This is a genomic window from Marinobacter salarius (genome assembly GCF_032922745.1).
Lineage (GTDB): Bacteria > Pseudomonadota > Gammaproteobacteria > Pseudomonadales > Oleiphilaceae > Marinobacter.
The window spans coordinates 1,890,879-1,906,570 of sequence record NZ_CP136693.1 but is presented as its reverse complement, the minus strand read 5'-3'; the positions used below and the strand labels follow the sequence as shown (position 1 = coordinate 1,906,570).

General features: G+C 55.7%; 16 protein-coding genes and 1 pseudogene. 11 read left to right on the top strand and 6 right to left on the bottom strand.

Annotated features, from left to right (window positions below; translation table 11 throughout):
- The first annotated feature begins 1 nt into the window (after position 1).
- The 3 genes from R1T46_RS08780 to rlmF all read left to right on the top strand — a co-directional run bounded on the left by R1T46_RS08780 (position 2) and on the right by rlmF (position 3,229).
- Positions 2-748, top strand: coding sequence for a class I SAM-dependent methyltransferase (locus R1T46_RS08780; RefSeq protein WP_317308020.1), 747 nt, complete (start codon positions 2-4; stop codon positions 746-748).
- A 71-nt stretch (positions 749-819) separates the two neighbouring features.
- Positions 820-1,764, top strand: coding sequence for an IS5 family transposase (locus tag R1T46_RS08775; RefSeq protein ID WP_041657592.1), 945 nt, complete (start codon positions 820-822; stop codon positions 1,762-1,764).
- Between the two features lie 532 nt (positions 1,765-2,296).
- A complete protein-coding gene (rlmF, locus tag R1T46_RS08770) occupies positions 2,297-3,229 on the top strand; it encodes a 23S rRNA (adenine(1618)-N(6))-methyltransferase RlmF (RefSeq protein ID WP_317308019.1) in 933 nt (310 codons plus the stop codon).
- A gap of 63 nt (positions 3,230-3,292) precedes the next feature.
- Here rlmF and gcvA read toward each other — a convergent pair whose 3' ends face one another.
- Positions 3,293-4,171, bottom strand: a complete 879-nt coding sequence (gcvA, locus tag R1T46_RS08765; protein WP_288351984.1) for a transcriptional regulator GcvA — start codon at positions 4,169-4,171, stop codon at positions 3,293-3,295.
- Between the two features lie 126 nt (positions 4,172-4,297).
- Here gcvA and R1T46_RS08760 point away from each other — a divergent pair, with 126 nt between their 5' ends.
- Positions 4,298-4,471, top strand: coding sequence for an RSP_7527 family protein (locus tag R1T46_RS08760; protein WP_156105514.1), 174 nt, complete (start codon positions 4,298-4,300; stop codon positions 4,469-4,471).
- 184 nt (positions 4,472-4,655) lie between these two features.
- On the opposite strand, the gene istB is transcribed toward R1T46_RS08760, so the two are convergent.
- Together istB and istA are read right to left on the bottom strand one after the other, a co-directional pair.
- Complete coding sequence (gene istB / locus R1T46_RS08755) at positions 4,656-5,411, bottom strand: IS21-like element ISSpu5 family helper ATPase IstB (protein ID WP_317305994.1); 756 nt, start codon at positions 5,409-5,411, stop codon at positions 4,656-4,658.
- A 12-nt stretch (positions 5,412-5,423) separates the two neighbouring features.
- Entirely contained in the window at positions 5,424-6,965 is a 1,542-nt protein-coding gene (gene istA / locus R1T46_RS08750; RefSeq protein ID WP_317305993.1) for an IS21 family transposase, read from the bottom strand.
- Positions 6,966-7,151: 186 nt separating this feature from the next.
- Between istA and R1T46_RS08745 the strand changes: the two are divergent.
- The 5 genes and pseudogenes from R1T46_RS08745 to R1T46_RS08725 all read left to right on the top strand — a co-directional run.
- A pseudogene (locus tag R1T46_RS08745) lies at positions 7,152-7,289 on the top strand (SDR family oxidoreductase); the annotation flags it as partial.
- A 119-nt stretch (positions 7,290-7,408) separates the two neighbouring features.
- On the top strand, positions 7,409-8,509 hold the full coding sequence (locus R1T46_RS08740; protein WP_317308018.1) for a mandelate racemase/muconate lactonizing enzyme family protein: 1,101 nt from the start codon (positions 7,409-7,411) through the stop codon (positions 8,507-8,509).
- A gap of 258 nt (positions 8,510-8,767) precedes the next feature.
- Entirely contained in the window at positions 8,768-9,967 is a 1,200-nt protein-coding gene (locus tag R1T46_RS08735) for an MFS transporter (RefSeq protein ID WP_317308017.1), read from the top strand.
- 103 nt (positions 9,968-10,070) lie between these two features.
- Complete coding sequence (locus R1T46_RS08730; protein ID WP_228209946.1) at positions 10,071-10,334, top strand: type II toxin-antitoxin system ParD family antitoxin; 264 nt, start codon at positions 10,071-10,073, stop codon at positions 10,332-10,334.
- 65 nt (positions 10,335-10,399) lie between these two features.
- On the top strand, positions 10,400-11,689 hold the full coding sequence (locus tag R1T46_RS08725) for a hypothetical protein (RefSeq protein WP_317308016.1): 1,290 nt from the start codon (positions 10,400-10,402) through the stop codon (positions 11,687-11,689).
- Positions 11,690-11,749: 60 nt separating this feature from the next.
- Here the strand turns inward: R1T46_RS08725 and R1T46_RS08720 are convergent, their stop codons facing one another.
- Positions 11,750-12,400 (bottom strand): glutathione S-transferase, encoded by a 651-nt coding sequence (locus tag R1T46_RS08720; protein ID WP_317308283.1) that lies wholly within the window; start codon positions 12,398-12,400, stop codon positions 11,750-11,752.
- Between the two features lie 94 nt (positions 12,401-12,494).
- Here R1T46_RS08720 and R1T46_RS08715 point away from each other — a divergent pair, with 94 nt between their 5' ends.
- Together R1T46_RS08715 and R1T46_RS08710 are read left to right on the top strand one after the other, a co-directional pair.
- Entirely contained in the window at positions 12,495-12,839 is a 345-nt protein-coding gene (locus R1T46_RS08715; protein ID WP_228209949.1) for a DUF2956 domain-containing protein, read from the top strand.
- A 165-nt stretch (positions 12,840-13,004) separates the two neighbouring features.
- Positions 13,005-13,592 carry a hypothetical protein gene (locus tag R1T46_RS08710; protein WP_199447066.1) on the top strand — a complete coding sequence of 196 codons (588 nt, stop codon included), beginning with the start codon at positions 13,005-13,007 and terminating at the stop codon, positions 13,590-13,592.
- 56 nt (positions 13,593-13,648) lie between these two features.
- Here R1T46_RS08710 and R1T46_RS08705 read toward each other — a convergent pair whose 3' ends face one another.
- Positions 13,649-14,044, bottom strand: a complete 396-nt coding sequence (locus R1T46_RS08705; RefSeq protein WP_317308015.1) for a hypothetical protein — start codon at positions 14,042-14,044, stop codon at positions 13,649-13,651.
- Complete coding sequence (locus R1T46_RS08700; RefSeq protein ID WP_317308014.1) at positions 14,037-15,533, bottom strand: type VI secretion system PAAR protein; 1,497 nt, start codon at positions 15,531-15,533, stop codon at positions 14,037-14,039. Before R1T46_RS08700 ends, R1T46_RS08705 begins: the two co-directional genes overlap by 8 nt.
- Between the last annotated feature and the right edge of the window lie 159 nt (positions 15,534-15,692).

Here is a 15,692-nt window from a genome sequence, read left to right as displayed (position 1 = left end):
CATGCAACCGTCCATCAAGCTCTACACCGACCTCTCCGGTTATTACGACCTGATGTGTGCCGACATCGACTACCCGGAACAAAGCAGCGCTGTACGCAGGCTTAACCAGTTGTTTGGAAACGGCGGTCGCCAGCATCTGGACCTGGCCTGTGGAACCGGCCCCCACATTCGGCATTTCCTCGACTCTGGCTACCAGAGCCAGGGCCTGGACATCAACCAGCCCATGCTGGATAAAGCGAAAGTGCGCTGCCCTGAAGCCAGTTTCACCCTGGGAGACATTGGCCGTTTTGCCTTTGACCAGCCTTTCGATCTGATCACCTGCCTGTTGTATTCCATTCACTACAACAGTGACATCGACCGCCTGACATCCTGCATCACCAGCGTTCACAATGCCCTGCAGGCCAAGGGTGTTTTCTGCTTCAACGCGGTGGACAAGAACAAAATCGACAACAACCTGTTCGTAACCCATACCGCAGAGCACCAGGATGGAGCCTTCACCTTCAGCTCGGGCTGGCACTACCACGGCCAGGGCGAGCAGCAGTCACTCAAGCTGCGCATTAAAAAAACCACCCACAATGTCAGCGAAACCTGGAAAGACGAGCATCCCATGGTGGCGTTGGGCTTCGAGGATCTGGCACAACTGCTGGAGCCTTATTTCGAGGTGCATATATTCGAGCACGACTACGGCAAGATAGAGCCCTGGGACGGGCAGTCTGGCAATGCTCTGTTTGTCTGCGTAAAGGCCTAGGGAGACTCTGAATAAGTCTCAAAATCAGCGATAATATGGCCATCGCCAACCGCATAGGATTCGTTGCCACCATGGATCAGATCACTTTCTCCGAAGCTGAGTACCAGACCAAGAAGCGCAAGACGCGTCGCGAGATCTTTCTGGAACGGATGGACAAGCTGATTCCGTGGAAGCAGTTGGAGAAGAAGGTAGCCCGTTATTACCCCAAGGGTCAGAACGGTCGGCCTCCGTATCCGCTGCCTGCCATGCTTCGAGTTCACTGCATGCAGTTGTTCTATAACCTGAGCGACCCGGCGATGGAAGACGCTCTTTACGAGATCGAATCCATGCGCCACTTCGCTGGCCTGAAGCTGGACCGCTTGCCGGACGAGACCACCATTCTCAACTTCCGGCATTTCCTGGAGCAGCACGGTCTTGGCAAGGCGCTGTTTAAAGAGGTGAATAAACACTTGGAGAAGAACGGCCTGATGCTGCGTGAAGGCAGCATCGTAGATGCCACCATTATTTCTGCTCCAAGCTCCACCAAGAACAGCACTGGCAAGCGCGATCCTGAAATGCACCAGACCAGAAAGGGCAACGAATGGCACTTCGGCATGAAGATGCACATTGGTGTCGACGATACGCTTGGCCTGATTCATAGCATCGATACCACCGCTGCCAACGTGCACGACATCGTGCCCACCGACAAGCTGCTGCACGGTGAAGAGCAACGGGTCTTCGGCGATGCCGGGTACCTTGGCATTCAGAAGCGGGATGAGCATAAGCACCGTGAAAACGTCTCCTGGTTCATTGCCAAACGGCCTGGCACCCGGAAGAAGCTGGATGCTGACAAGCTGAAAGCCGAGAAAATCAAAGCCAGTGTTCGTGCCAAAGTGGAGCATCCCTTCCGGTACATTAAACAGGTCTTCGGTTATAGCAAGGTCCGCTATCGCGGTCTAGCCAAGAACAACAACCGGCTGCATTTGCTGGCCGCGTTCAGCAACCTGCTGATTGGTGAAAAATACATGCTGGCGTAGGGCCAGTGCGCCTGTTTTTCGCCAAAATGGCGGGAATCGGGCAAGAAACACACAACTAACGGGAAAATAGTGTCTGAATCTTCGATTTTTTGCCGGTTAAACCCAAGATCGGCAAATATCAGCAGTTATTCAGACCTTCCCTAGAGCAAAACGGATCTGTGGCGGCTTACGTTGCCACGGTGACAGGCGGGGCTGATAGAGTAAGGAAAGAAAAGCCGGAGGACCTCACCCCATGGAAACCGTAGATATCTTCCTCTCGCTACTTTTCGGCTGCATCGGATTCGGGTACTTCATGCACTGCAAGCTCAGTCTGAACACCTTGACCCTCACAACCAACACTCTTGTCGACCAGGTTAGAACATGTATTTCTGGAGTGCATATTTCACTGGCAGAAATGTGTAACAACCGTTTGAGTGATAGCATGCAACTTTGCCATCCGATGACTTTCGTAAACGCCTGTTCGCAATTCATCTAAACAGAGAACCTACGCGAAAGCCCCGAAAAACAGGTCTGTCACAGTTTCCCCCTGCTTATGAACCAAAAAAATAATCCTGTTCCGATTTCCACAAAGCCTGCTCGCAAGGATCTACACCCGAGGAATCTGCACAATCAGGGCTATGACCTCCCAGCTCTCGTAGAAACCCACCCGGCACTAGACCCCCATGTGAAAACGACCCCTCATGGCAACCTTTCCATCGATTTCGCAGACCCATTGGCAGTAAAAACTCTCAACGCCGCGTTATTAAACCGATACTACAACATTGTCGCTTGGGACATTCCGGACGGGGCACTTTGCCCTCCAATCCCGGGCAGGGCCGACTATATCCATTACATCGCTGACTTGCCCGGGCTTGATCAGCCCAGCATCAAGCTGCTGGATATAGGGACGGGAGCCAATGGCATCTACCCGCTACTGGCCTGCCAAATTTACGGCTGGCAGTGTGTCGGTAGCGACATCAATACGGAGTCGCTTGCGAACGTAGCCACAATCATCACCAACAACCCCGCACTCCAAGGTCGCTTCACGCTCCGCACCCAGCACGATAAAAACCACATGTTCGAAGGGATCATCCAAGCTGGTGAGTTCTTTGACGTCAGCGTATGCAACCCGCCTTTCCATGCATCTCTCGATGACGCGATGAAAGGTAGCCGGCTAAAACTCAATAACCTTGCTCGCAGTCGCGGTGAACAAAAAACAAAATCCGAATCCCCTACTCTGAATTTTGGTGGTCTGGGAGCAGAGCTTTGGTGCAAGGGGGGTGAGCAGCTGTTTCTGAAAAAGCTGATAAGAGAAAGCCAGGCGTATTCAACTCAATGTCGCTGGTTTACCAGCCTGGTTTCAAAAGCCGACAATGTTAAGCCCGCAAAGAAGTTAATTCGTAAGCTTGGTGCAGTCGATATAAGGGAAATTGAGATGAAGCAGGGAAATAAGATTACGCGGGTCTTGGCCTGGACATTCATCTGAGCCGCCCCGAGTTTAGGCCGTTTTTGTCCCGGTTTTCCTCCCAGAATCAGGCCCGAGGGCTCCCTAAATCTCGTTCATCAGCCACTCCTTGAAGGCTTTCATTCCGATGGTCAGCGGACGTTGCTTGCGGTAGACCAGATAGAAGGCCCGATTCGTATCCAACTGGATGTCGAAAGGCACCACCAACTTCCCCGATTTAATCTCACGGGACGTCAGGGTGCTATCAGCCAGCGCCACTCCAAGGCCCTCTTGCGCCGCCGCCGTGGCAAGTTGCCCGCTGGACATCTGTAAGCTGCCCCGGGCGGATATAAAATCCACGCCTGATTGTTGCAGCCAATTCTCCCACTCCCACTTCCGTTTGCTGACATAAATCAGAGTGTGTTTAGCCAAGTCTTCAGGCTTCTCCAGCGGCAACTCACCGTCCAGTAGTCGCGGGCTACACACCGGAACCAGCATAACTTTGCGCAGGAAATGCACTTCAATATCGTCCCATTCACCATTCCCGAAATAAACCGCCATATCGGTACTGGTGCGATCGAAATCCAGCAGCCCCATGGACGCATTAATTTCCAGCTCAATATCCGGGTATAGGGCCTGGAATCGAGCCATGCGTGGCATCAGCCAGCGGGTTAGGAAGTTGGGGGCAACACTGATCTTGACCACGTTGGATTCCTGGTTCGCGGTCAGTCGTTGGGTGGCCATTTCAATCTCATCGAACGCATGCCTGACCGATGAGAGATATTGCTCGCCTTCAGGGGTTAACGTCACCGCTCGCCTGCTTCGATCAAACAGTGAAAGCCCTAAATATTCTTCAAGTGTCTTCACCTGATGACTGACCGCCGATGACGTCACGAAAAGTTCCTTGCCAGCTGCGACAAAGCTGCGGTGTCTAGCCGCTGATTCAAATACCCGAAGCGCATTCAGAGGTGGCAGGTGGCGCATAACTTCGCTCGACTGATGAGATTAATTCATCAGTCTGATGAGAAAGGATCGCTTTTTCAAGAGCCTCGTACTCATTACCATAAGTCCTGTAGAAGATACTCACTTATCGAACCAGGACACACCACCATGACTTATCAGGCTCCGAAACTGAACGAACAGGGCACTATCGACATTGATTACTACACAAAGCTTGCATCGCAGGAACGTAGCGAATATATCGCGCAGATGGCAGTGTCACTCAAAGCCAAAATCAAGTCCTTCTTCCACGTGAAGCTGCCGAAACTGTCCATTAGCCATTAATTCGTGTTCCGTTTAGCGCTCGATGGCCTTATGTGGAGACTGGCTGGTTTTGCTCAAACTGGCGAACCAGCCTGATTGCGTGCGTAAACCGCTGAAGGTTGCCACCCATTCCACGTGAAGCCTGCCACCCGGATCGGAGCAAGGCTGCCACCCATCGGAGCGTAGCGACGCGGGGTTTCTCTTCTTACTCCGAAGTCTCGGTGGCCGTCAACTTTGCCTTTTGTTTTCGCATGGACTCGCCCCGCAGGTTGATCTTGTAGGCGTTGTGAACGAGCCGGTCCAGAATGGCGTCTGCCAGAGTGGCGTCACCGATTACGCCATGCCATTCCTCGATAGGTAATTGGCTAGTGGCCATGGTGGAACGCCGGCCATGTCGGTCTTCCAGCACCTCCAGCAAGTCTCTCCGGTTCTCCGCGCTCAGTTTCATCAGCCCCCAGTCGTCTAGGATCAGGACGTCGACTTTGGCGAGGTTGGTCAGGAGTTTGGCGTACTGGCCATCGCCCTTGGCAATGGTCAGCTCCCGTAGCAGTCGGGTCAGGCGGACGTACTGGGCGGTGTAGCCTTCCCGGCAGGCCTTGTGTGCCAGTGCACAGGCCAGCCAGGTTTTGCCAACCCCGGTGGGACCGGTGATGAGCACGTTCAGGTGCTCTTTTACCCATTGGCAGCCGGCCAGTGATTGCACCAGCCCTTTATCCAGGCCCCGTGAGTTCCGGTAATCGATGTCTTCAAGGATGGCCGTGTGTCGCAGCCTAGCCCGGCGCAACCGGCTGGTCATGCGCCGGTTATCTCGCTCGGTCATTTCCCGGTCGACCAGCAGCCCGAGGCGTTCCTCGAAGCTCAGATCGGTGATGTCGGGGGTGGCCGACTGATCCGCCAGGGCGGCGGCCATGCCGGTCAGTTTGAGGGCGTGGAGCTTGTCCAGTGTGGGATGTTTTAGCATGTCAGAGATCCTTCAGTGGTAGTAGGCGGGGCCACGGATGTTGTCGTGGGTGTCGGGCAAGGCCAGTTCCTGTTGCTCTTCCAGGGGCTGCTGATCCAGACGGTGTTTGAGGATGGATTCAATGCTCTTGTAGCGGCAGCTTCCCAGCATCAGGGCTCGCTGGCAGGCGGCCTCCAGCCGCGACTCGCCGTAGCTCTGCCCCAACCGGAGAATGCCCAGACAGGAGCGGTACGCCTGCTGAGGGTGTTTGCGGGCACCCAGAGCGGTGCGGATAAGCTTCTCCGTCGCCGGTCCGGTTTTGGCCGCCCAGGCGATGAGCCGTTCCGGCGACCACTCGCCCGCCTGGCGATGGGACTCGGGCATATGGGTAGCAATCGTGGTGTGTCGCCCTTTCTGATCGGAACGCCGGTGACTGGCGACACGGTTGCCCCGGTAAAAGCATTCGATGGTGTTGTGGGTGATGCGAACCTCCACCTCTTTCTTGATCAGTGTGTAGGGCACTGAGTAGTAGTGACCGTCGATGGCCACGTGGTAGTCGATATGCACCCGAGCCTTCTTCCACTCTGCGTAGACATACGGCTCTGCCGGCAACGGCTGTAGAACCGGTTGATCCAGCTGTTCGAAGTGGTCACGCCGACAGCCGGGCAACTTGCGGAAGGGGCGGCTGTTGAGCTTCTCCAGTAGCTCACGGATGGTGGCGTTGAGTTGACCTAGGGAGAAGTGCTGACGGTGGCGCAGGGCTGCCAGGATCCAGCGCTCGACGATCAATACACCGCCTTCCACCTTGGCTTTGTCACGGGGCTTACGAACTCTTGTCGGGACAACGGCCACGCCATAATGGGCGGCCATGTCCTGATAGGTTGGGTTGAGATCCGGCTCGTAGCGATGGGCCTTGCTGACGCCGGAGCGGAGGTTGTCCGGAACCACCAGTTCCGGCACTCCGCCCAGGAACTCGAAGGTCCGGATGTGGGAGCCGACCCAGTCCGGCAATGTCTGGCTCCAGGTGGCTTCGGCGTAGGTGTAATTGGATGCACCCATCACCGCGACAAAGACTTGTGCCTCGTGGATCTCTCCGGTGGTGCGGTCAATGACGGGCACGGTCTGGCCAGCGTAGTCCACAAACAGCTTCTCACCGGCCCGATGGTCCTGGCGCATCACCAGGTCCAGCTTGCCCCGCCAGGCCCGGTAGTGCTCGCAGAACCAGCTGTACTGATAACCGTCCGGGTTGGCTTGCCGGTACTCCTGCCAGAGCAGGAACAGGGTGACGTTCTTGCCCGTGAGTTCGTCACGGATGTGTTGCCAGTCGGGTATACCTCTGGCCTGTGCCGGCAGGTCCGGTGGCGGCGGGAACAGCAACCGCTCCAGGTGGGCCTCATCCATATCCGCTGGCAACGGCCAGCTCAGACCGGCCTCAACCGTGCGGCGCAGGTAGTCGCTTACGGTGGGGCGGCTAACGCCACAGGCCGCCGCAATCTGGCGGTTGCTCAGCCCTCGCTCCCACTTGAGGCGAAGGACTTCTTTGATTTTACGCATGGATAACCTCTTCGCTGGCATCTGGCCCATCTCCGGATGAAAAGGGTCAGAGTACCGTTAAGTAATCCCGCGCCGGACGATTTTGATGGAGCTTCAGGCAGTCTGCTGGGGTGGCAGCTTTGCCGTGGAATTAGTGGCAGCTTTCGCGTGGAATGGGTGGCAGACTTCGTCTGGAATCAGTGGCAACCTTGGTCTGGAATACGCAACCCCAGTGGGCGTGTCGGCAAACCCGAGGACGTGGCGGCTATGGTGGCCTACCTGGTGTCGCCGGACGCAAGCTTTGTGACCGGTCAGAACTTCGTGATCGATGGCGGCATGACGCGGAAGATGATTTACGAGGACTAGGCTCCCGCCGAAGCGTTTGTCGCCAAACGTGACATTCAAGGCGACCGGCTCTGCTATCTATCCCCACATAGCTGAACTAGATTTACTTGATCAGGGATGGGTACAGAGCAGAGTGGTCTATGCGTATCGAGCGAATGGCCGTATACACGGCGAGCCTGGAATATACTGGAAAAGCCTATGCCTTCGCTGGTGGCCGCTCTCATCAGGCTTTCGAAACAACGGTGGTTGTACTTTCAACAGACACAGGCCTCGAAGGCTTTGGCGAGGTGTGCCCCTGCGGCCCCAACTACATGCCGGCGTTTGCCGAGGGCCTTCCCTCCTGCCTGTCCCTGCTCGCTCCTGAAATACTCGGCCAGGACCCGCGGCAAGTGTCAGTCATCCAGGAACGGATGAATCAGGCCCTTACCGGCCAGGCGGTTGCCAAAGCGGCCATCGATATTGCCTGCTGGGACCTCCTGGGCAAGGTGTCCGGGCTTCCGGTATTCACCTTGCTTGGCGGGCTTCAATCGCCCTCCATGCCCTTGCACCGGATTGTGCCACTGGCCGAGCCAGAGGAAATGGAAGAATCACTACGACGTTACCGCGACGAGGGGTTCCGCCACATTCAAATTAAGCTGGGTCATGAGGTTGAAGAAGACATTGACCTGGTTCGCAGGCTTAACAAACTCAAAAAGGCGGATGAGCTCTGGATCGGCGATATCAACGCCGCCTGGCGGCGCGACGAGGCGCTGCGTTTTTCAAAAGCCGTCGAGGATGTGGATATTTACCTGGAACAGCCCTGCCGCAGCTACGAAGAGTGCCTGTCGGTCCGGCGCCGTGCCAGGCATTCGATCAAACTGGACGAAGCTTTCAACACCCTGAATGAGCTCCAGCGCGGCATCAGGGACGACGCCATGGATGCCATTGCCCTCAAGGTCAGCAAATTCGGTGGGTTGACGCCCTCCCGGATCATTCGCGACGTCTGTGCAGATGCCGGCATACCCATGACCGTAGAAGACGCCTGGGGCAGTGGAATTGCGACGGCGGCTTATGCGCATCTGGCCGCCAGCACACCCCCCAGAGCCTTGTTAAACACCACCGATTTGCACAACTACAACACAGTGCAACTCGCCACAGGCGCCCCGGAAGTCGCCAATGGCCGCATGTGGCTCAGTGATCGACCCGGGTTGGGCGTTACCCCGGACTTTGAGCTGCTTTCCCTGCGGGACGTCTACGAGTAAATGCCAGGGCGCATTTTGCTGTGGGTGTCTGCGATCATGCCGATTTGCATGAGTGGTCAAGCCCCACTTTCACGGTATAGTGCCCCCATGAACTATCCCCAACGCATCGTCTGCCTAACCGAAGAAACCACAGAGACCCTCTACGCCATCGGCGCCGCTGACGGATGGGCTGGATGCGTTGTGTGGGATTATTGATCGGGTGTGAACAGACCAAAAACGAGCACACCAACTTTTAAGATTGCCGACCAGGACCCCTGCATGCCCTCACCCAAGCAACACCGCTTGTTTCCGCTGCTTATTTTCCTGGGCGCAGCCTTCACCTTCAGTGTCACGATGATCGGCACCACCATGCCGACGCCTCTTTACCCGATCTACCAGGACAGTTTCGGGTTTTCCGACCTGATGATCACCATCATCTTTGCCACCTATGCCTTTGGTGTGATCGCCGCACTGGTGCTGACCGGGCGCTGGTCTGATCAGATAGGCCGCCGGCCTTTGCTGTTTGCGGGCCTGGCCTGCTCCATCATCAGTGACCTGGTGTTCTGGCAGGCCGATGGCCTGGCGATGATCCTGACCGGCCGGGTGCTGTCGGGGCTGTCCGCAGGGATCTTTACCGGTACGGCCACGGTGGCCGTCATTGAACTTGCCCCGCCCCACTGGCGGGAGAAAGCCACTTTTTTTGCCACGGCGGCGAACATGGGCGGGCTGGGCCTGGGGCCGATGTTAGCGGGCGCTCTTTCCCAGTACCTACCCTGGCCACTGCACCTGACCTTTCTGGTGCACATAGCCATGGCTATGCTGGCCGCGTGCTGCATCTGGGCAGCGCCTGAGACCGTCTCGAAACCCGCTCGCCCCAAACTGTCCGTCCAGCGCCTGAACGTGCCAGCGGAAGTCCGCGGTGTGTTTATTCCCGCCGCCATCGCCGGTTTCGCAGGCTTCGCCATGTGCGGCTTCTTCACATCCATCGCCCCGGCGATGATGGGCAAGGTCTTGGGCTACGACAATCGGTTTTTGATCGGCGTTGTGGCCGGAAGCATCTTCATCGCCTCAACCCTGGGTCAGTTCCTGCAGGGCAGACTGCCGCTCAGGCTGCGCCTACCTCTGGGCTGCGCTTCCCTGATGCTCGGCGTGATTCCGATAGCGCTCGGCACCTACACCCAGTCCCTCGCGCTGTTCATCGCCGGCGCTGTGATTGCCGGTATGGGCCAGGGCATATCATTCCGCGCCGGCATGGGCGCCATCGCCGCGGCCAGCCCTGTGCGGGAGAAGGCAGCGGTGACGTCCGCGTTCTTTGTCGTGGCCTATATCGCTATCTCGGTACCGGTGATCGGCCTGGGGTTGATGGCGAGCGTGACCAGCCTGAGGACGACCGGGATCACTTTCGCCGCCGTGATGGGGTCACTGGCGGCGCTGGCTTTGGTGTTGCTGGTTCGGAGGGAACGGGCAAGGGGGAAATAGCTTCCGAGATTCAGCGCTGACACCGATACGCCTTTTGCAGCACTGGACCGCAAACGCATTGATTGGCATATTATGCCAATATCACTCTTGAAAGGCCGACCCCATGGCAACGAGAAATATTGTACTCACAGAGCATCAGTCCGAAGTGGTTGACCACCTGATTGCCTCTGGCCGTTACCAGAATGCGAGCGAAGTACTGCGAGCCGGCCTGAGGATGGTCGAGGAAGCTGAGTCCAGCTACGTTACGAAGATGAATGATCTGAGAGATGCCATCGACGCGGGTCAGGAAGACCTGAAAACCGGCAGAACCACAGCATTTGCTGGCGACGAATTCGCGACTTACCTCTCTAAACGTGCGCGCAGATAATAGATCTGACCTCCAGAAAACAGATCTGTCCAGGTTTTCGCCCCAACAACAAAAGACCCACCACAATGACGCACCTCAACTGGCAAAGCCGCAAGGGCTGGGAAGCCCCTCGCATCCGGTCTGATCGCAAACGCACGCTCTTACTGACATGGGTCATCGCCCTGCTGTGGAACGCCATAAGCACGCCGCTACTCTGGACTCTACCAAAGGCCCTGGATCAAAATCAGTGGTTGGTGTTAATGGTCGTCGCTTTTCCTGCTGTGGGCCTGGGGCTATTGTGGAAAGCCATCGCCATGACCCGGGAGTATCGTCACTACGGCACGGTCGAACTGATCATGGACCCATATCCTGCGGCCATCGGTGGCCAGATGGGTGGCACAATTCTGGTGCCCAGGCTCGGAGTTCAGGAATTGGCAGTTCCCGATGCAGAAGTCACCGTGACACTGGAGTGCATTTACACCTATGTGTCCGGATCGGGAAAGAACCGCTCCCGCCAGGAGCGGATACTCTGGGCGGAACGCGGCACACCGAAAATTGAGACAGCCGGGCAAGGTGTACGCTTTGCTTTTCGATTCGACCTGCCGGGCGACTTACCAGAAGCCGATATTGAACGGTCCAGCCGCTACCATTTCTGGCGTCTATCGGTGAAAGCGGATATTGCGGGCGTAGATCTGGAGCGCCAGTACGACATTCCGGCGTTTCACGGCGATACCCGTTCTCAGAGTGTCGAGCATGATATCAGTGCTCAGGCGCGCGACCTGCGTAACGAACAATCCCAGGCCGCCAAAGAAGCCATACAGTCTGGCCAATTGGACCTGCCAGGCCTCTCCCGTGCCATGAACTACCAGGATTATGGCCATCAGATAAAAATGCGTTTCCCCATGTTCCGCAACAAGATGCTCAGCGCGTTCGCCTGGATCTTTGCAGGCGGTTTCGGGTTTGCAAGCGTATCGATGCTGACGTCGGCTTTTTCGGGCGGGGCCTTTGGCGTGTTCTTGGGCCTGTTCAGCGTCCCCTTTGTGCTGGTCGCGATTGCTGCAGGCGCTGCTGCCTTATACCTGCCCTTCAACCGCCTGGTTGTCCGTATTGACCGACAGGGAATTCGTACCTTGAGAAGCTGGCTCTTCCTGCCTGTACGCAGCCGCAAGCTGACGATGGATCAGGTTTTGCGCCTGACCATCAAGCGCACGGGAAGCACGGGACAGGGGGTAAGCAAGGTGGAGCACTTCAAGATTCTTGCGATTGATAACCAGCAAAGAAAGACGACAATCGCCGAAGACCTAGACGGCCAGGACGTCGCCCAACACTTTTGCGATTACCTGGCCGAGCGCATTGGGGTTTCTGCCAATGAATGATGGCTTACGAGACTGGCTCGAAGCGCGGATCGTGATCTCAGAGAAAATAGATCTGTCCCGTTATTTCAGTGGAAACACCACCTCATCATCGCCTTCCTGCCAAGACGGGAACTTGATCATGGCCTGCAGGAACACTGGATGTTCCAGCCAATCCCTCAGCCATTTCTGTAAATTCGGATAGGGCAGACTGTAAAACACCTCCCGATCGACATGGGCGAACTGGCGTACAAAGGGCATGATGCCAATATCAGCGATGCTGATGTTGCTCCCCAGGAGATACCGGTTCTTGGCTAATAGGCTTTCCAACGCCTGCAAAAACACCTCACCCTTCTGCTGGTAATCCAACTGGGAGAGTTCTGGATGGCGATCCGCGTATTTATAACGATCCAACCAGTGTTTGAATTCGTTATCGTTGCGGTCGATCAGGGCATTAGCGCTTACTAAATCAGTGTTCAACAAACCCTTCGGATCACTCTGCCGCAACGCCCATTCGACGATTTCCCGGCTTTCCTCAATAACGAGCCTCTCGGAACGGTCACCTCCTGCCAGCTGCAGAACAGGAACCGTGCCTTTGGGACTGACCGCCAGCATCTGAGGCGGCTTGTTTTTTAGCACGATCTCCCGCAGCTCCACCGTCAGTCCAGCAAACAAGATCCCGAGCCGAGCGCGCATAGCGTAAGGACAACGACGGAAAGAATATAAACGAGGCAGCGGAAAGGTAATAGCTTGGCTCCTAGCTGAATAAACGACGCCGATCTTAACCGTTATAATACCCCATTCACCAACAACCCGAGCTTAGCCCCCTATGGCAAAAACCAAAAAGCAGCCACCGTCACCGCAAACCCAGGAGGAAGCCTTGGCCATGGCAAAGGCAACTCAGCGGCCCCGGCAAAGCAAAGAGCAGACAAAAATGATTGCGCAGGGTATCGAGAAGGGCATTGATCAGTATAAAAAACAGCAAAAAGCCAAAGCCCGGGAAAAAGACAAACAGCGCAAAAAACAAGAACACCAAACAGCGGCCGAAATCGCGGAACAAAATCCTGCAGAATCCGAGATCCGCTATCGGACCCCATGGCTACCTTGGGCGCTGCTACTGATCACCTGGGCTGGAATCGGTCTCTATACACTGGGCTTGGGCCTGGGGGGCTAAACGAATCAATGGCGGCCAGGTTCATGCTGGCGTCTTCGCGGATGGCGGTGTGCAGGCGACCGCAGGTTTCAAAAAAATAGATCTGTCCCGGCTTCCACACATAACCGTTTGGTACCATGCATCCACAGCGTAAGGAATACGCTGCCTGACTGTAACGGATTACCTATGAAGAGAGCTTCCCTGAAATCTGGCATGAATCGGCACCAGAAAATTTTGTGTGTCATTCTGCTGCCACCTATCATCCTCGCGGTGCCTCAGATATTCGGCCCTAAAAATTTCTGTCCCGACCCAGAGGTTGCGACGATCGCGCTATACCTATCGGCATTTGTGGCATTCGCAGTGTCGCTCTGGACTGGCTACCTATGGCACACAGGAAAGATCAACCCAGCACCTCAGTGGTATTCATTGGGCCGTGCCAAGAAATACCTCGCCTTCATTAGCTGCCCCTTATTGCTCTGGTCGGTGCTTCACTTATCCTTCGGTTACACCATCCCGCGCATCTGGACGATGCTGGATAGCGAAACAAGAATGGTAAAGTATGAGGTCACCAAATACCGCGGCGGTGGACGCCATTCATGCAGCTACCAGCTAGAAAATGATCACCTGGATCGTCTGTATTTCGAAATCTGCGTACCCAAAGATTTCTGGTACCGCCTGCCAGACCGACGGTTCATCGCAACCTTCAAAGTTGAACAGTCTTCTTTGGGAATGACATTCGAGGGGACTCGGGACGACTGGGCTGGGCCGCGCTGACCAGTGAGCTCAACCATAAAGGTCAGAACGAGCCGTCTACCGATGACAATCTTCAACTAATCGAACACCCCAAGGTACCAAGCCGCCATAAGCGACACGATAATCGAAACGAAAAAAACTGATACCGGCAGAATCACCCAGAGTTTAAGGCCCATCGGAAGCGCCTCTGCCTCATCGCCCATCCTGGACTCGATCCTAGGACCGATACGAGGAAGGTTACGAAAGATGAAGAAAAAGTAGACATGAACCACCCGCATCCAGCGACCTATTGGGCCATTGCCCCAAATTTCCCGGATGCCGTCCAGTTGTTTGCCGGGTGTTGCAATCCGACTTTCAACTTCCGCAATTTTAGGAAAGAGGAAAGTCAAAATCAGAACGAGCAGAAAAAAGCCTCCAAGCACGGAAACGACTAACAATACCTCAGCGATGGCTACGAGTTGCTCGCTATTCATGTATCGATTTCCGCACGATTTCACCTGTCGCCTCGCCAACTCCGGCCCCGAAATAGCTACCTCCTGCAGCTCCCAGTCCTCCCACGATAACTACGCAGGCAACGCCACCGATGCCCGCTGAGGTCACAGCAACCATCGTGCAGCCAGCGGCCAAAGCCCCGCCAGCTGCACCAAAACCAGAAGATCCAATCAGTTTTCCACCTTCCCTATAAGCCACAACCTGACACTCCTTCTCGTCGTCAGCAGTGCATGCTTCTTTTATCTTTAGCGCAGACATGGACACATCCAAGGTGATTCCCAGATAGCCCACATTTCGAGCATATCTGGCCCCCGTTGCCAGCCTCTCGTAGTGCGTAGCGTACCCTGGTATGCCACCCACCCCGGCGGTCTTCCAACTATGCACAATACTCTTAGACGACAACCCCAGTGCCCGCTTCAACTTTGCATCATCATCCAGAGACATGCCTTGACGTGCCACACTTCCCAAAGAAAAATCCAGCTCTTTAAAAAGCGCCCGCCGCTTCTCGAAAAACTCCGGATGGTTGAGATGCCCATGCTTCCGGTAGCTTTCTTGATGAAGCCGCTCGATGTTCTTTAACGTCTTCTCAATGCTGCCAATCTGCCTCCCAACCATGACAGCCCCAGCCCCAAGCCCCGCAGAACCTGTCGAGGTGATAGCCTCCAGCAGATCGTAGTACTTTACGATGAACTGTGCCTCGTCCTGACCCAGCGCCCGCACCTTGGCATTCACCTGCGCAGCCACCTCCATCAAATCAGCTTCTTCCCGGGTGCACTCCATTCCTTCCGGATCACCGAGCACGATCATCTCACCGGGTAACACCTGACCTCCAAGGCCCGGATTCAAACGGTCAAAGCTGTCAGGCTTCGCAGAAGCGTCACCATAGAGCGCAGCTAACAGAGTGGTCTTACTCATTGGGCTCTGAACCACATGAAAGCCTGGTTCCACAGTAGTTTCCTGCGTTTGATCCTTTGAACCCTGATCAGACACACCAGACACAACCGGGCCACCTGCAACCGCACTGCTATCACTACGGGCTAACCCGTTTGAGTTTGCGGACTGTGGGGACGATAAAGAGCCTGTAGCTCCACCATCAGCACTACGAGCATAAGATGCTTTCGCCTTCGAAGCGGGCTTTACTGGGGCGGGTGAAATACCGGAAAACTGGGCGGGTGTATACGTATCACCAATAACCACGCTGCCACTACCAATGGTGACGCCACCGCAGGAAATCGCCCCACCCGTCACGGCGGCAGGAATACCATTGATCAGAACGGTTCCAGAACCAGCTGCTATAGCTCGGGGATGAGGTGGATGCTTGGGTTTGGAATGTGGTGCGAGGGGATCACCAACACGGGCAACAGGTTTGCCATCGATCAACACATCGGGGGAGCCGGCGATCACCGGGGTTGGTGGGAATCCGGAGTGATCCGTACCCACGTCACCTAATAAAACAACTTTCTTGCTCATTCCATTGCTCCTTCTGTCCTTGAGGGAGATTTGTCCATCTTTGCGCAGGATCGCCTTCACCGGCCACCTGAAGCTCTCATGCTAACCACAATTCCTACGATAGCCAAGCTACCGCTACGTCACCCCATATATAGTTTGTTGGGCTCTTGTCATCCCCAG

What these genes read in the sequence shown, in the direction of transcription:
- R1T46_RS08780 (WP_317308020.1), top strand. Translation starts at nt 2, where the DNA reads ATGCAACCGTCCATCAAGCTCTACACCGACCTCTCCGGTTATTACGAC.
- R1T46_RS08775 (WP_041657592.1), top strand. Translation starts at nt 820, where the DNA reads ATGGATCAGATCACTTTCTCCGAAGCTGAGTACCAGACCAAGAAGCGC.
- rlmF (WP_317308019.1), top strand. Translation starts at nt 2,297, where the DNA reads ATGAACCAAAAAAATAATCCTGTTCCGATTTCCACAAAGCCTGCTCGC.
- gcvA (WP_288351984.1), bottom strand. Translation starts at nt 4,171, where the DNA reads ATGCGCCACCTGCCACCTCTGAATGCGCTTCGGGTATTTGAATCAGCG.
- R1T46_RS08760 (WP_156105514.1), top strand. Translation starts at nt 4,298, where the DNA reads ATGACTTATCAGGCTCCGAAACTGAACGAACAGGGCACTATCGACATT.
- istB (WP_317305994.1), bottom strand. Translation starts at nt 5,411, where the DNA reads ATGCTAAAACATCCCACACTGGACAAGCTCCACGCCCTCAAACTGACC.
- istA (WP_317305993.1), bottom strand. Translation starts at nt 6,965, where the DNA reads ATGCCAGCGAAGAGGTTATCCATGCGTAAAATCAAAGAAGTCCTTCGC.
- R1T46_RS08740 (WP_317308018.1), top strand. Translation starts at nt 7,409, where the DNA reads ATGCGTATCGAGCGAATGGCCGTATACACGGCGAGCCTGGAATATACT.
- R1T46_RS08735 (WP_317308017.1), top strand. Translation starts at nt 8,768, where the DNA reads ATGCCCTCACCCAAGCAACACCGCTTGTTTCCGCTGCTTATTTTCCTG.
- R1T46_RS08730 (WP_228209946.1), top strand. Translation starts at nt 10,071, where the DNA reads ATGGCAACGAGAAATATTGTACTCACAGAGCATCAGTCCGAAGTGGTT.
- R1T46_RS08725 (WP_317308016.1), top strand. Translation starts at nt 10,400, where the DNA reads ATGACGCACCTCAACTGGCAAAGCCGCAAGGGCTGGGAAGCCCCTCGC.
- R1T46_RS08715 (WP_228209949.1), top strand. Translation starts at nt 12,495, where the DNA reads ATGGCAAAAACCAAAAAGCAGCCACCGTCACCGCAAACCCAGGAGGAA.
- R1T46_RS08710 (WP_199447066.1), top strand. Translation starts at nt 13,005, where the DNA reads ATGAAGAGAGCTTCCCTGAAATCTGGCATGAATCGGCACCAGAAAATT.
- R1T46_RS08705 (WP_317308015.1), bottom strand. Translation starts at nt 14,044, where the DNA reads ATGAATAGCGAGCAACTCGTAGCCATCGCTGAGGTATTGTTAGTCGTT.
- R1T46_RS08700 (WP_317308014.1), bottom strand. Translation starts at nt 15,533, where the DNA reads ATGAGCAAGAAAGTTGTTTTATTAGGTGACGTGGGTACGGATCACTCC.